We start from the raw sequence: 15232 nt of genomic DNA on the forward strand, positions 1-15232 counted from the left end.
AAATCATCCCGCTTCAGCTTTTTTCCATTCTTCCAAAGCATGTTCAAATTGGCTGTGGGCCTTGGAGACGTAGGTTAACACCTCATCGACATAGCCATCGGTTGACGCCGACCACACCCGATTCAAATAACGCTCGCCAGCGGCAAAGCTCGACAATATGTCGGCGTAGGCCATCAGACCAAATAAGTGCTTCATGCTCTCGCGGCTATCGGCAAAATTGTTCAAGTCGTCGCGAAACATGCGATCGATTTCAAAGCGCATTTGATAGGTAGGAACCTTGTCTTTACGACCGTCGAGTTCGCGAAGGTTGCTCAGGATGTTATTCAAGCTGGTTTCCAATGTTTGCTTGTCGCTTGCTAACAAACTGTCATCTTGCGCTGCGGCTTTCTCACTGGATTTGAGCAGGACCAAGCCGACTACACCAGCAATAATCACTGGAATGAATAGCATCCAATTGATGGTTTCTTCATGCAATGACGCTAAATAGGCGCCAGCGAGAAACGAAGCGACCACGATAAATCTTGCTAAATTAATCATTTGCTTTGTCTCCTATGCTGCACTTGCGATTTTGACTACGGCGTAACCGACGCCAACCAAGGCTTCACCAACGATTAAACCTGCGGCGATTGGAATGCCTTTGTTATCTGACCAATGACTGCCTAGGTTGCGATCGGTGATTTCGCGGAGCAGGGTGCCAATGGCGTAGGTCAGTACAATGTTAAATGGCAGGTAGAAACCAAGGCCCACGGTAATGCCCAAGCCGCCGCTCATGGCTGATAATAAACCGCCCAATAAAGCGCCTGCGGTGTATTTTTCCGCTGGTACATCGCCGCCGGTAATACCTTGAACCATGGACGCGAGCGCTTGACCTTGAGGTGCTGGAAGCTCGTCACTGCCAAGACCGAAGGCGCTGTGGAGAATGTAGATCAGCACGATGATGACAATTGGCCCCAGCCATGCGCCGGCAAATTGGCCAAGCTGCTGCATACGCGGGGTGGCACCAACTAGATAGCCTGTTTTCATATCAAGCATCAAGTCAGTGGCTTGGCTCATGGCAACACAGGTTGCGGCACCAACAGTCACGGCGGCTACAATGGCGCCGGTGGTTTCCATACCGCTGGTGAGCATAATCAACAAGGTGACCGCCACTAGAGTCATGCCACTGAGTGGCGACCAGTTGGTGCGGCCGATGGCTTCAGAAAGAATAATGCCAGCCATCCAAATCCACAGTGTGCCCAGTAATCCCATGGCGATGCCACGGCCAATGCCCACTTGCTCGGCGGAGGTCCAAGCCATGATCATCAGCAGAATTGCGGCGCCAACCACAGCGAAGTACAGCAGCTTAATCGGCATCTCGTCGCGGCTCATGGCGCTTTCGACTTTGGCGCTGTTTTGCATCGACTTAATGGCCGAGCGGATCAGCGGCAGGGCGAAAATCACCCCAATCACCGCGCCACCAATCAACATGCCAATGCCGGTTGGCCGGAACAGGCTGAGTCGCAAGGCTTCAGCGTCGGTGATTTTGTTGCCCGCTTCATCGACAGGCAACATGCCGGTGAGGTCGAGCATGGGAGCGAGGAAGAAATAACAAACAAAGCCGCCGACGATAAAGGCAAAGCCACCGCGACCAGCGATAAAGCCAACCCCCACGGTCATTAGCGAGGCGTAAAACACCAGATTCAGATAGGCAAAGTCATCTGGGATGCTGAGCCAATCACTGATGTATAAATCATGAATCCCCAAAGACAGCGCAATGACATGCACCACGCCGGAGAACAGCATGGCGCCAACTAGCAGCTTGGCCTTTTCGATGCCGGCGCCTGGTGATTTCAAAATGGTCGCCACGGCAACGCCGCCTGGGTAGGTCAGGCGTTCGAAATCAATCATTTGCTTGCGCAAGGGAATAATGAAGGCAATACCCAAGAAGGCCCCAGCAATAGCTCCAAAGGTGACAATGTAGGGGTTTAGCTCTGAGCCATAACCCAAGATGAAGATGGCTGGCACCGAGAACATCAAGCCCGATGATGCGCCGTTGACGGCAGATGCGACGGTTTGAGTGACGTTGTTCTCAATGATCGAGCGGCGGCGCAGAATGCCGCGCAGAATACCAAAACCAAGAATGGCGGCTAGTTCCGAGCCTTCAATGGAAAAGCCCAGCTTGAGTGAGGCATAGCCAATCGATATGGCAATGATCACACCAAGAAAGTAGCCAACCAAAATGGCTTGTTTCGATAGTTCAGGATAGGGACCATAGCTTAATGGCCCACTGTTATTCGGTTCAGGGCCAGTAGAGGTCGGCTTCTCTACTTGGCTGTCGGTAGTTATCTCTGACACGGTCAGTCCCTGTTGTTATTGTGGTTTTATGAGTGGGCTATTGTCAGTGATAACTATGAGGAAGACAATCTACAGCCACAGCTTGAGTATCTGCTGGCTGAATGGAGTTAATATTGGCTTGGGTACTGAGGTTGGTTGCAAACCTGACGTAGTGGTTTGCAACCATAACTAGCGGGTGACTGTGACGCCAAAGAACTGAAACCTAAAATGCTCTAGGCTTCTTGGCTGGCCAAATACTCTTCGTAGGTTCCTTGGAAGTCATTCAGCTTCCGGTCTTTGATTTCAACCACACGAGTGGCTAGTGACTGAACAAATTCACGGTCGTGACTGACGAAGATCAGGGTGCCTTCATAGTGCTCCAACGCCAAGTTCAATGCTTCGATAGACTCCATGTCTAAGTGGTTGGTGGGCTCGTCCATTAGCAATACGTTCGGCTCTTGCATCATTAGCTTGCCGAACAGCATGCGGTTCTTTTCGCCACCTGAGCAGACCGTCACTAACTTTTTATAGTCATCGGCGGAGAACAATAGGCGGCCCAGCATGGAGCGAACGATTTGGTCATCGTGTCCCGGTTTGCGCCACTGGCTCATCCAATCGAAGATAGTCATTTCGTCGGCAAACTCGGCATTTGCATCCTGTGGGCAGTAGCCCAACGCGGCATTTTCTGACCACTTAATGACCCCGTCATTGGCATTTAATTCGTTCATCAGGCAACGCAGGAAGGTGGTTTTACCGGCGCCGTTATCACCAATCACGGCCAAACGAGTGCCAGCTTCAATGATCATATCGCCGCCGCTGAACAGAGTCTCACCGTCAAAACCATGGCCGACATTTTCCAGAATCAATGCTTGGCGATGGAGCTTCTTTTCCTGATTGAAACGAATAAACGGACTGACGCGGCTTGATGGCTTGATATCTTCGAGCTTAATTTTGTCGATCTGACGAGCGCGAGACGTCGCTTGCTTGGCTTTTGATGCATTGGCAGAGAAACGACTGACGAACTGTTGTAGCTCGGCGATTTGCGCTTTTTTCTTGGCGTTTTCGTTTTGCAGTTGTTCGCGGGCCAAGGTCGAAGCACTCATGAAATCATCGTAATTCCCTGGGTAGATTCGCAACTCACCGTAGTCGATGTCGGCCATGTGAGTGCAGACTTCGTTGAGGAAGTGACGGTCGTGAGAAATGATGACCATGGTGCTTTTACGATCGTTCAACACCTTTTCCAGCCAGCGAATGGTATCGATGTCGAGGTTGTTGGTTGGTTCGTCCAGCAACAGAATATCTGGATCGGCAAACAAGGCTTGAGCGAGCAAAACTCGTAACTTCCAACCGGGGGCCACTTCACTCATGGGGCCAAAGTGCAACGATTCGTCGATGCCGGCGCCAATCAAGATTTCGCCAGCGCGGCTTTCGGCGCTGTAGCCATCCATTTCGGCAAACTGAGTTTCCAAATCGGCGACCTTCATACCGTCTTCTTCAGACATCTCTGCCAACGAGTATATGCGGTCTCGCTCTTGCTTCACTTCCCAGAGTTCTTTGTGGCCCATGATGACGGTATCAATCACTGAAAACTCTTCGAATGCGAACTGATCCTGATGCAGCTTACCAATGCGTTCATTTGGTGTGATGCTGACGGTTCCTGAACTCGGCGCAAGGCTACCATCCAAAATTTTCATAAAGGTCGATTTGCCGCAGCCGTTGGCGCCAATTAGGCCATAACGGTTGCCTCCAGAAAATTTTACGGAGATGTTTTCGAATAAAGGTTCGGCACCAAACTGCATGGTGATGTTCGCGGTAGAAATCAAAGGACGGTCCTAGTTCTGCATTTAGAAAGGTTTCAACGCGCGCACTATAGGGCCTTCGTCACAAAAAATCGAGGGTGCTGGACAAAAAACATTCAGTGATGGATGGGCGATAGGCCGAATCGTTTGGCGCTATCGAAATAGTTTGCGCCATTCCATGAGCCGCGCGCGCTTCGAGTAGAGCAATACTGCTCCTGCAAGGGCGTAAATAATCGCCTCATTCCAGGGGCTTTTTTGCGACCAATAGAAATGCAGCAATGCCAAAGCTAACGACAGATAAACCAAACTATGGAGCTGGCCCCACTTCACGCCCATTCTTCGTTGCGCCAGTTGAAGCGACGTTAGTGTCAGGGCAACAAATATTAGCCAAGCCACAAAACCAACAGTGATGTAGGGGCGGCGAATGATCTCGTCAACCACATCGGCCCATTGCAACTGCCATTCAAAAACCAAGAAGCAGACAATGTGTAGGGTGGCATAAAATGCCACATAAAGCCCCAGTAAACGGCGACATCGCATGAGCAGCGGTGTCCTTAGTTTTTTGCTAATGATCGATACCGATAGCGTTGCCAGCAGGCAATGCACTGCGCCAATACCATAAAAGTGAATCAGCGCTTTTACCGGATCGGCGCCCAGTGAATCAATGGCACCGAGATAAAACATCCACACAGCCGGTAACAAACAGGCGGCATGAAGCAAGGTTTTGAAAAGCCAAAGTTGAGGTTTGGTGTTCAGCATAGGTTGGTCGCGTCATTCATCCGCAGACTAAAAGAAATGATTTTCTTTAATGCCGCTGTATAGCGACGCCACTTGCTCCGCGTAACCGTTGTACAGTTCGGTATCTCGCCGTTTTTGCGCAAACAGCCCGCCGGTGCCTATGATTCGCTCACTGGCTTGCGACCAACGAGGATGGGCAACTTTAGGGTTCACATTGGCGAAAAAACCGTACTCATTGGGTGCAAGTTCGCTCCACGTTGTGCGCGGTCGTTGCTCGGTAAACTTAATGCTGACAATCGATTTTATACTTTTGAAACCATACTTCCAGGGCACCACGAGGCGAATCGGTGCGCCATTTTGTGGTGGCAGTGTTTTACCATAAAGACCTACTGCCATCAGTGTTAGCGGATGCATTGCTTCGTCGATTGTTAAGCCTTCTACATATGGATAGTTAATACCGCCACCGCCGAAGCGACTTCGTTGACCAGGCATTTGCTCAGGATCGTAGAGTGTTTCAAAAGCGACGTACTTAGCTTTGCTGGTGGGTTGAAACCTTTTCAACATGTCCGCTAACGGAAAGCCAACCCATGGAATGACCATCGACCACGCTTCAACACAGCGTAGCCGGTAGATTCGCTCTTCAAGCGGATTCCACTTGAGAATATCCTCGAGGGTAAAAGTGCCGGTTTTTTCGGCTTCGCCACTGACCGTCACATGCCAGGGCGACGTTCTGAAGTTCTGAGCATTCTTGATTGGGTCGCCTTTGTCAGTGCCGAATTCATAGAAGTTGTTGTAGCTAATTACCTTTTGCTCGGGTGTCAAAGGCAAATCAGACGCATCCTTGCGGTACTTCAACGGGTAAACCTTGGCTGCTGCTTGGGCATGAGGCGGCAACATCGACAGGGCCGACAAAGTCACAGCGTTTTTCATTAACTGACGCCTGTTGAGATAAACGGTTTCGTCTGTCACGTCGGCTTCAGAAATCGTTGGTGTCTGCTTTTTCATTGCTTCACTACTCATTGGTCTACTAATCACAGAGACCGAGACATAGAGGTAAAAGTTTCACCTCGCGATACGCTATTATTACTAACGGCACTGTTAACAAGAATGATCAACAAATGGACTATGAGTTCTTTATCGACCCCATCGATGGTCGGCCTATTGCGAAAGTTGGTGAGCCGCAGGGGCCTTTTGGCACTTGGTTAACCGAGGAAGTTGGCGCGAATGTGAGCTTGCTGGAAGCGATTCTGCGACAGCTTGATGAGCCCTTGAGCGATTGGCGTCAGCACGGCCGAGAGTGGACCATAGAGCGCGAAGGAGACGCTATTTTGCTGGCGCACCATAGCATGACAACACCTGAGGATATGCCCCTATCTGGTGAGGAGGGGATTCGCGATGATCATGAAAGCTTATCGGCAGAGGCCGGACCAGAAGATTTTCATAAGTTGGTAACTGCTTGGTTTCAACATATTTCTTAATGATTTTTGAGGCAACTTTGGCGGCCTCATATTCCCTCCTGCACGATCTTAGTGCTGGCATGACAATAAATGTGATTGCTCCCCATTGCTGATCTTTTTTGGTGCGCACCATGGGATCAATCTGGTGCATTAGCCCATATTTAAATCTCGCTACTCTTCGTTTTTTTAGCTAACTCAATGAATAATATGGATTTGTTTCATTGTGGCATGATGCTTGTTAATTAAACCCCGAACTATAAATACATACCCGAGGGAGTACGCGATGAAACTTGTGACTGCAATCATCAAGCCGTTCAAGCTGGATGATGTCAGAGAAGCAATCTCAGAGGTCGGCATTGAAGGTCTGACTGTTACTGAGGTGAAAGGTTTTGGTCGTCAGAAAGGCCATACCGAATTATACCGTGGCGCTGAATACCAAGTAGATTTCTTGCCAAAAGTGAAGCTAGAAATCGCCACTAATGATGACAACGTTGAGCGCTTGGTAGAAGCAATCAGCAAGGCGGCATACACCGGCAAAATCGGTGACGGCAAATTGTTCGTCTACGACTTAGAACAAGCTGTACGGATTCGTACAGGCGAGGCCGATGCAGAAGCCCTTTAAGGCCTGCAGTCAAGTCTGACTATTCCGGGAGAAAATAATGGACAACTTGAATCATATTTTTGAATTGCAGTATGCAATTGACACTTTTTACTTTCTAATCTGTGGTGCACTGGTTTGGTGGATGGCAGCTGGCTTCGCCATGCTTGAAGCTGGTCTGGTTCGCTCTAAGAACACCACTGAAATTCTGACCAAAAACGTCGCACTGTTCGCGATCGCTTGTACCATGTACCTGATCTGTGGTTATCAGTTCATGTATGACGGTGGTTACTTCCTGTCTGGCGTAACAACTGTTGCAGGTATGGATGATGCTGCTGTTGCTGCTGTTCTAGCCTCTTCTCATGAGTCTGGTTTTGGCGACATGGGCGAATATGCCGGTGCTTCTGACTTCTACTTCCAGGTAGTATTCGTTGCAACATGTATGTCGATCGTCTCTGGTGCGGTTGCTGAGCGTATGAAACTGTTTGCTTTCTTAGCATTCGCTGTTGTGATGACTGGTTTCATCTACCCAATCGAAGGTGGCTGGACTTGGGGTGGCAAATCAGTATTCGGTCTATACGAACTGAGCTTCTCTGACTATGCCGGTTCAGGTATTGTTCACTTGGCTGGTGCTGCTGCTGCTTTGGCTGGCGTATTGCTGCTTGGCGCTCGTAAAGGCAAATACGGTCCTAACGGTGAAGTTCGCGCGATTCCAGGTGCAAACCTGCCATTGGCTGCGCTAGGTACTTTCATCTTGTGGATGGGTTGGTTCGGTTTCAACGGTGGTTCTACTCTGAAATTGGGTGGTATCGCGGTAGCTAACGAAGTTGCAAACGTATTCCTGAACACCAATGCTGCGGCTGCTGGTGGTGCGATTGCTGCCTTGATCGTTGCTAAGATCCTGTTCAAGAAAGCTGATTTGACCATGATTCTGAACGGCGCATTGGCTGGTCTGGTTGCTATTACTGCAGAGCCTGCTGACCCAACACCATTGCTGTCTACGCTGATTGGTGCTGCTGGTGGTGCTTTGGTTGTATTCTCAATCATCACTCTTGATAAGCTGAAAATTGATGATCCAGTTGGTGCTATCTCTGTTCACGGTGTTGTTGGTATCTGGGGTATCTTCGCGGTACTGCTGTCTGACGCCGATGCGACCTTCATGGGCCAATTGGTTGGCACGCTGACTATCTTCGTATGGGTATTCGTAACTAGCTTGATTGTTTGGTCAATCATCAAAGCGGTTATGGGCATCCGTGTTACCGAAGAAGAAGAATATGCTGGTACAGACGTTACCGATTGTGGTTTGGAAGCCTACCCAGAGTTTGGTGTAAGCAACAAATAATCACGATAACTAATCAAACTAAAAACCGGAGCCTAGTGCTCCGGTTTTTTATGCAGTTTTTATAGCGATTAAGACTAAGGTCTAAATTGTATCCTCGCTACAATTTGCGCACTATGCGCTGTAGCCAAACAAGTTGCGCACTGAATTGATTGTTGATTCAACGCCCGCAGCTTTGGTCGGGGTAATGAAGATGGTATCATCGCCTGCGATTGTGCCCAGAATACCCTCGGCTTTGCCGATCGAGTCAAGCAATCTAGCAATAAGCTGTGCTGCACCAGGGCTGGTGCGGATGACAATCATAAAGTCGTTGTGATCAATGTCGATCACTAGATTTTTTAACGGGCTCGAGGTAGTTGGAACGCCTAGTTCAGCGGGCAGGCAATAAACCATTTCTTGTTTTGCATTGCGGGTTCGGACGGCTCCGAACTTAGACAGCATGCGCGAAACTTTGGATTGGTTTACATTGCTAAAGCCTTGATCTTTTAGAGCGTTAACTATCTCTCCTTGTGAGCCGAATCGCTCTTGTTTGAGTAGATTATGAAATGCTTTGATTAAAGCATCTTGCTGGCTGGATTGCATAACTGACCCCTAATTTGTTATGCAGTCATTGTGCATAAATTTGCAAATATGGGCAAATTTATGCGGCCCTGATTGTCCATTATGTGTGTTGCATTTGCTTTACGACTTGATATCGCGTGGTAATGAGTAGAACCGTGCTTTGATTTCGCACAACTTATTTACCCGTTTTTGGGTGCAGGCTATTGTAAGCATGGAATAAAAATACCCTACACAATCTAAAATCCTAATTAGGAGAATAATTATGAAAGTTGCTGTACTTGGCGCCGCAGGCGGAATCGGTCAAGCGCTGTCCCTTCTGCTAAAAACCCAATTACCAGCAGGCACTGATCTTGCCCTGTACGATATTGCACCGGTTACTCCTGGCGTAGCCAAAGATCTCAGCCATATCCCAACGGCTGTATCGATTGAAGGTTATGGCAAAGACGATTTAGGTAAAGCCCTTGAAGGTGCTGATATTGTTCTTATCCCTGCTGGTGTGCCACGTAAACCAGGTATGGACCGCGCTGATTTGTTTAATGTTAATGCCGGTGTCGTCAAACACTTGGCTGAGCAAATTGCAGATGTTTGTCCGTCAGCTTGCGTTGGTATCATTACTAACCCAGTTAACACTACTGTTGCGATTGCAGCAGAAGTATTCAAAGCCAAAGGCTGCTATGACAAAAACAAACTGTTTGGTGTCACTACTTTGGATGTGATTCGTGCCGAAACATTCATTGCTGAAGCCAAAGGTTTGAACCCTGAAGATGTCAACATTAATGTTATTGGCGGCCACAGCGGCGTGACCATTCTGCCACTGTTGAGCCAGTTGGGCTTGGACTTCTCTGATGACGAGATCGCGGCCATGACTCATCGTATTCAAAATGCTGGTACCGAAGTGGTTGAAGCCAAAGCCGGTGGCGGTTCTGCAACTTTATCAATGGGACAAGCGGCGGCTCGTTTCTGCTTGAGCTTGGTGAAAGCGCTGAACGGTGAAGAAGGTGTAGTTGAGTGCACTTATGTTGATGGTGGCTCAGAGCACGCGACGTTGTTTGCTCAGCCTGTGAAATTAGGCAAGGGTGGTGTTGAAGAAATCTTGTCTTATGGCGAGATCAGCGCCTACGAAAAAGCCGCTCTGGACGGCATGCTCGATACCTTGAAGGGTGATATTGCCAAGGGTGTTGAGTTTGTAAACGGCTAAGCTTCAACAGCTGAGCAAAAAGCGAGCTTCGGCTCGCTTTTTTCGTTTTTGCACCATCACTTTTTGACTTTGACTCATCACTTACCCTAGCGGAGTCATCAATCTAATCAGCCATCAAGGATAGCTTTTTGCTATCTGTTTACGTTATCAAAATTAAATCTAGTTCCCTTTCGTTAGTGTTGATAAAAGCGCGTTAAAATAGCATGTTAATTTAATGTGATCGGTAACATTTTTGAGTCGTTTGTCACAATTGCAAGACCCATCAATCAGATTGGTCACATTTTGCTCTGGCATTGCTCGGCAATGAGAATGACTTTAGGAATGATTGCCATCTTGCTGATTCTCTGCCCGTATTCAACGGCGCAATGATCAGCGAATTCGTCCAAACGCCAACTAAAAAGTAAAAACACTAAGGCTCGGACGTGGTTAATACATAGCTGATTTGCTATCGGCTGGAGGGAATTATGAAATCAAGCAAGCAAGCTCACAACGCTGCGCTGCTGTCTGCAATCATGAGCGTCACAATTAGTGGTGGTGCAATGGCTGCCGGTAAGCCGGCAGTACCGCAAGATGGCCAACGCATGTTTCTGCTCGGTCAAGACCAAGTGTCCATTGAAGAGTACATGGCGGACGCTACATTACCTAGACCATACGGCTTTACCGCCTACACCACGCTGACGCGCGGCGCCACCGAACCAACCACCGACTATTGCTTCAAAGGTCTTGATGGTCTTAAAAACATCGATAACTACAACAGTTATACAGCTGCTGGATGTAGTGATTCAGAGCGCCGCAATCAATGGGGCTCTGGGATTCAAAATGCGCAGTGGATTATTGAAACCTATCAGCCGGAAGTGGTGGCGCTGGGAATGTTTTGCCCAGGCAATGATCAAGCCGCTGGTCTCGCTCAAAGCGGTACTCACGATGATCTACTGACCGAATTAGCTGACTTCTTCAAGTTACATCAAGACACCAGTTTCTTTTTGCGCACTTGCTATGAATTCAATGGCGATGCCCATGGTTTAAGCGACAGTTCATTCCGAACAATCTACAAATACGTCAAAGATTATCTCGATGGCCAAGGCGTCACCAATGTCGCTCATGTTTGGCAATCGGATGCTTACCACGGAACAGGGCGAACCACCAATCAAGCATTAGGTGAGCAGGAGCAAGGTTATTGGCCGGGTAAAAGCTATGTCGATTGGGTTGGCGTATCGCAGTTCAACAGTGACATTTTAGAAGAAGCCGAAATTGCCGAAGTAGAGGGCTTGCCGCTATTTATTGCTGAGGTGACGCCGCATGGTGATTTGGGTGTTCAGTACGACTACAAACTGCCATTTGGAACCAGTCGTAACGAAGCTCAAGGCACGTCAAACCCGGTTCGGGTAATTAACGATTTGGTGTGGTGGGATCAAAAAGAAGCTGAGATTGTTCGCAATGTCACTAAGGCTTGGCACTACATCAATGCCGATTGGACAGCGCAACCACAATGGGAAAGTGCTGCCGACCAAGCTGGCGCCAACTTCTTTAAGTACACCGATTCTCGCATTCAGCAAAGCCCAGAGATCAAAGCTCATTTCATCGATTTTGTTTCTCAATCTCGCGGCTTCCTGTTAGCCGGTGATGGCGTACCGACAGATCCAACAGACCCAACCGATCCGACGGACCCAACCGATCCAGTGACACCGGTAACCACCACAGTTGAAGCTGAATCCGGCATCTTAGCTGGTGATGCTCAAATCTATGACGATGGCGCTGCTCAAGGCGGTCAAGGTGTGGCGTACATTTACACACCTAACTCTGGTGTGACGTTTGCCAATGCACCGCAAGCGGATCAACTGACACTGCATTTTGCATCGATGAATTCCGGCACTATTTCGGTATACGTTGATGGAGTTGATAACAACGTCAGCTTTTCTGGTACTGGTGGATGGGGTGGCAGCTACTCCGCTGTTTCTGTCGATTTAGCGATTCCGCAAGGTGCAGACGTTAAAGTTCAGTTTGATAGTGGTGATGCGGCGTTGAATTTGGATTACGTCACTTTCAGTTTGGCAGCCGATCCAACCAATCCGACCGAGCCAACGGACCCAACTGAACCGACTGATCCAACTGATCCAACGGACCCGACCAATCCGGCTGATCCTACCGATCCAACGGACCCAGCTCAGCCAGCCGAAGACTTTGGTGTTGCCTACGTCGATGACAACACCATGCGGGTTTATCACGTTGATCAGGGCTGGACTGCCAGCTGGCATTATTTGTGTGTCAATTCCGACTGCCGCGCTGGTGAACGTTCGGGTGGTTTGTTCTATCGCGATGTTCCTGCCACTTTGGGAACAACCTATGATCTTGAATTCAAAGTTCAGGATGACGTAGTCAGTCAATTTATCGCCAACGATTCAGTGACTTTCACCGCAAACAGTGGCACGCCGACGGACCCAACGGATCCAACTAATCCGACTGATCCGACGGACCCAACTGATCCGACCGATCCAACCGACCCGACGGATCCAACTAATCCAACGGACCCAACCGACCCGACGGACCCAACTATTCCGACCGATCCTACTGACCCAGCGCAACCTGCTGCTGATTTTGGTCTTGCCTACGTCGATGACAACACCATGCGCATCTATCATGTCGATGGTGGCTGGACTGCCAGCTGGCACTACCTGTGTGTCAACTCCGACTGTCGTTCCGGTGAGCGCGCCAATGGTATGTTCTATCGCGATCTCCCTGGCGTGTTGGGTACTACCTATGACATCGAGTTCAAAGTGCAGGATGATGTTCTCAGCCAGTTTATTGTCAATGGTAGCGAGACGTTTACCGCCGACTCTGGAACACCAACCGATCCGGCCGACCCAACTGATCCTACCGACCCTACTGATCCGACAGACCCAACCGATCCAACTGATCCGGTTGACCCTGTCACATCCGATACTGTTGTGGTCGTTAGCGATGTTAACTTGGGGAATTACTTAGTCGCCGGTAACGGTGCGCAGCAGGCCGGGTTTACGCTTTACACCTTTGATACCGATAACGGTGGAGCTAGCCAGTGTAGTGGCGGTTGTGCCGACGTTTGGCCGCCGTATACCGTTGCTTCTGTCGACGAGCTAAAAGCGCCATTTGGCGTTAACTTGGCTACGCGCACTCGCACTGATGGTAGTTTGCAGGTCACCCTTGATGGTGAAAACTTGTACTTCTTTGCCAACGACGCCAATGCTGGCGATACCAACGGCCAAGGTGTTAATGGTGTTTGGTGGGTAGCCGATGTACCGACGCCTGATTTTGCTGATACCACTTGGCAAAATGCGGCCTTGCCGATGTGTTCGGATTTGTATAGCAACAACATTCCGACTTTTGGTTATCACACTTACATTAATGGCACCGACTTAGTGTTCCGGGCTGGCAACCTGTTTGCTTCTGAAGTCTGGGGTGATGGTTTGCGAGCGGTGTTCTTCCGCACTAATCCGGCCAGTGGCCAAATGGATCACATTGGTACGGTTGCAGGTAGCCGTAATGGCGACTCAGCAACCTTGAGCATTCCTGCACCGTATCTTGAAGGTGAGGTGAGCTACTACGTGTCGTATGAGCGTTTCTTTACCCCAATGGCCGAACCGGGCAAAACCGGCAACGCATTGGAGTATGCTGATTCAGCTTTGTATGCGTTAAACCGTCCTGAAGGGTGTGTTGCTGGCAATTGGGCCAGCGCTGATGTTGAAGCGTTTGCAGGCTGGACTCGTCGTCAGCATCCACAAGGCGTGTTCAACGATCACAATGTGTTTGCCAAGAGTACCAGTTCGATTCAAAACTCGGCCACCCACTTTATGAATGTGCCGCGTTTTGTCGTCACTGTTGCGCAAGACCAAGCCGGTCAAGATCTGATCTTCAATGTGGTGTTCACCTATGAAGCTGAATCGCCATTCCAAGAAAGTATGGAGATTATTTTCTCGGGTATTGAAGGCAAAGGTGCTCGAGCTGGTGATGGTAGCCCATTGCACAGTTACAGCTTCCGCTGTGATCAAATCGGTCCAAATGAAGCCAACTGTAATGCCGGACAGGTTTTCTCGTATGGTCAGAATGTTGACTGGGAACTGCGAGTACAACCGGTTGGTGGCGCTGGCGCGAACCTCTATTCACAGATGTTCTACTATGTACCGGGCCATGGTTGGGCGAAAGAATCCGTCGACCCCCGCGCATTGCTTGGCGGCTACGCTAGCATTGATGCCCACGGCGCCACTGTCTACGAACGTGCCGCTGCGTTCATGCAGCATCAGCACACCGATAGCTTGACGGTGGTTCGCGACTTCGTGCGTCAGCACCAAGACTTGCGCGAGCCAATTGGTACGCCGGTTCATGGCGCCGAATTCGACACCTGTGAATCTTGCCATATTAACGATGGTCGCAGTGATGCCGTGTTCACCTTGCCTGATGGCTCGCAGCGCATAGCGCCGCCATTGATTGGGTTAGGGCTGTTGGAAAACGTGGTCGATTTCCCCGGCAAAGTTGGCTTTGGTTGGGAAGGCAATCGAGCGAGTGTTGAAGAAGCGGTACGCTTTGCTTTGGATGCCGATTTTGCGGTACCAAATCCTGACAACACACTCGTTGATAAGCTAACCAACTACAGTCAATTCGTTGGCGTGCCACAGCGTGATAAAAGCACCATGTTTGAGCCTTCGGTGATTGCCGGTGAGCAGTTATTCAAAGGTCAGATGCAATGCGCATCTTGTCACCAAGAGCAACTGCAGCTGAAAAGCGGTGATGTGATCCGTCCGTACACCGACATGAAGGCTCATGATATGGGCGATGGTATCTTCCGTACTGCGCCATTGTGGGGTATTGGCCGAGCTGCCAATGTGGTGTTGGTCAGCATGGAAGCAGATACTGGTATGGGCTTTAACAATGCCGAAGCACCGGGCTTAGCGCAGCGGACACTGGGTGCCGATGAACAAGCATTGCGTCAACTGGGTGATGACAACAATGCGCTGTTTATGCACGACGGTCGTGCACAAGGTTTGGATGCAGCGGTTCGAGCCCATGGCGGTGCCGCCAGTGCCGCTCGTGACGCCTACATTGGCTCTAGCGCGCAAGAGCGAGAAGACTTACTGAACTTCCTTCGTTCGCTGTAAGCAAGCGCTCGACAGTAAAAAGCCGGTCATTTGACCGGCTTTTGTGTTTTTTCATGCAACTAAGTGAATGTAGCTCAGTGAACGAAGCTTGGTGAAAGCA

Annotated in this window: 11 protein-coding genes; 5 read left to right on the top strand and 6 right to left on the bottom strand. The window is 49.6% G+C overall.

Annotated elements, in window-relative coordinates; all coding sequences use genetic code 11:
• Positions 1-3: 3 nt before the first annotated feature.
• The 5 genes from CBE68_RS15925 to msrP form a co-directional block, all read right to left on the bottom strand.
• The gene (locus CBE68_RS15925) at positions 4-537 is read right to left on the bottom strand and encodes a hypothetical protein (RefSeq protein WP_087507095.1); all 534 of its coding nucleotides are present in this window, start codon (positions 535-537) and stop codon (positions 4-6) included.
• 12 nt (positions 538-549) lie between these two features.
• The gene (locus tag CBE68_RS15930; protein ID WP_229744620.1) at positions 550-2334 is read right to left on the bottom strand and encodes an OPT family oligopeptide transporter; all 1785 of its coding nucleotides are present in this window, start codon (positions 2332-2334) and stop codon (positions 550-552) included.
• A 212-nt stretch (positions 2335-2546) separates the two neighbouring features.
• Positions 2547-4136 (bottom strand): ABC-F family ATPase, encoded by a 1590-nt coding sequence (locus CBE68_RS15935; protein ID WP_087507096.1) that lies wholly within the window; start codon positions 4134-4136, stop codon positions 2547-2549.
• Between the two features lie 129 nt (positions 4137-4265).
• Complete coding sequence (locus CBE68_RS15940; protein WP_087507097.1) at positions 4266-4871, bottom strand: protein-methionine-sulfoxide reductase heme-binding subunit MsrQ; 606 nt, start codon at positions 4869-4871, stop codon at positions 4266-4268.
• Between the two features lie 27 nt (positions 4872-4898).
• Entirely contained in the window at positions 4899-5855 is a 957-nt protein-coding gene (gene msrP, locus CBE68_RS15945) for a protein-methionine-sulfoxide reductase catalytic subunit MsrP (protein ID WP_087507135.1), read from the bottom strand.
• A 113-nt stretch (positions 5856-5968) separates the two neighbouring features.
• Here msrP and CBE68_RS15950 point away from each other — a divergent pair, with 113 nt between their 5' ends.
• From CBE68_RS15950 to CBE68_RS15960, 3 genes are all read left to right on the top strand, one after another.
• Positions 5969-6328 (top strand): YacL family protein, encoded by a 360-nt coding sequence (locus CBE68_RS15950; RefSeq protein ID WP_087507098.1) that lies wholly within the window; start codon positions 5969-5971, stop codon positions 6326-6328.
• A gap of 262 nt (positions 6329-6590) precedes the next feature.
• Positions 6591-6929: a P-II family nitrogen regulator gene (gene glnK, locus CBE68_RS15955; RefSeq protein WP_087507099.1), complete on the top strand. Its 339-nt coding sequence runs from the start codon at positions 6591-6593 to the stop codon at positions 6927-6929.
• Between the two features lie 37 nt (positions 6930-6966).
• Entirely contained in the window at positions 6967-8247 is a 1281-nt protein-coding gene (locus CBE68_RS15960; RefSeq protein WP_087507100.1) for an ammonium transporter, read from the top strand.
• Between the two features lie 111 nt (positions 8248-8358).
• Here the strand turns inward: CBE68_RS15960 and argR are convergent, their stop codons facing one another.
• Positions 8359-8826, bottom strand: a complete 468-nt coding sequence (argR, locus tag CBE68_RS15965) for a transcriptional regulator ArgR (protein ID WP_087507101.1) — start codon at positions 8824-8826, stop codon at positions 8359-8361.
• A 241-nt stretch (positions 8827-9067) separates the two neighbouring features.
• Between argR and mdh the strand changes: the two genes are divergently transcribed.
• Positions 9068-10003, top strand: coding sequence for a malate dehydrogenase (mdh, locus tag CBE68_RS15970; RefSeq protein WP_087507102.1), 936 nt, complete (start codon positions 9068-9070; stop codon positions 10001-10003).
• A gap of 464 nt (positions 10004-10467) precedes the next feature.
• A complete protein-coding gene (locus tag CBE68_RS18960; RefSeq protein ID WP_143824597.1) occupies positions 10468-15132 on the top strand; it encodes a family 31 carbohydrate-binding protein in 4665 nt (1554 codons plus the stop codon).
• Positions 15133-15232: the final 100 nt, after the last annotated feature.

This window comes from Neiella marina (assembly GCF_002165625.1).
GTDB lineage: Bacteria > Pseudomonadota > Gammaproteobacteria > Enterobacterales > Neiellaceae > Neiella > Neiella marina.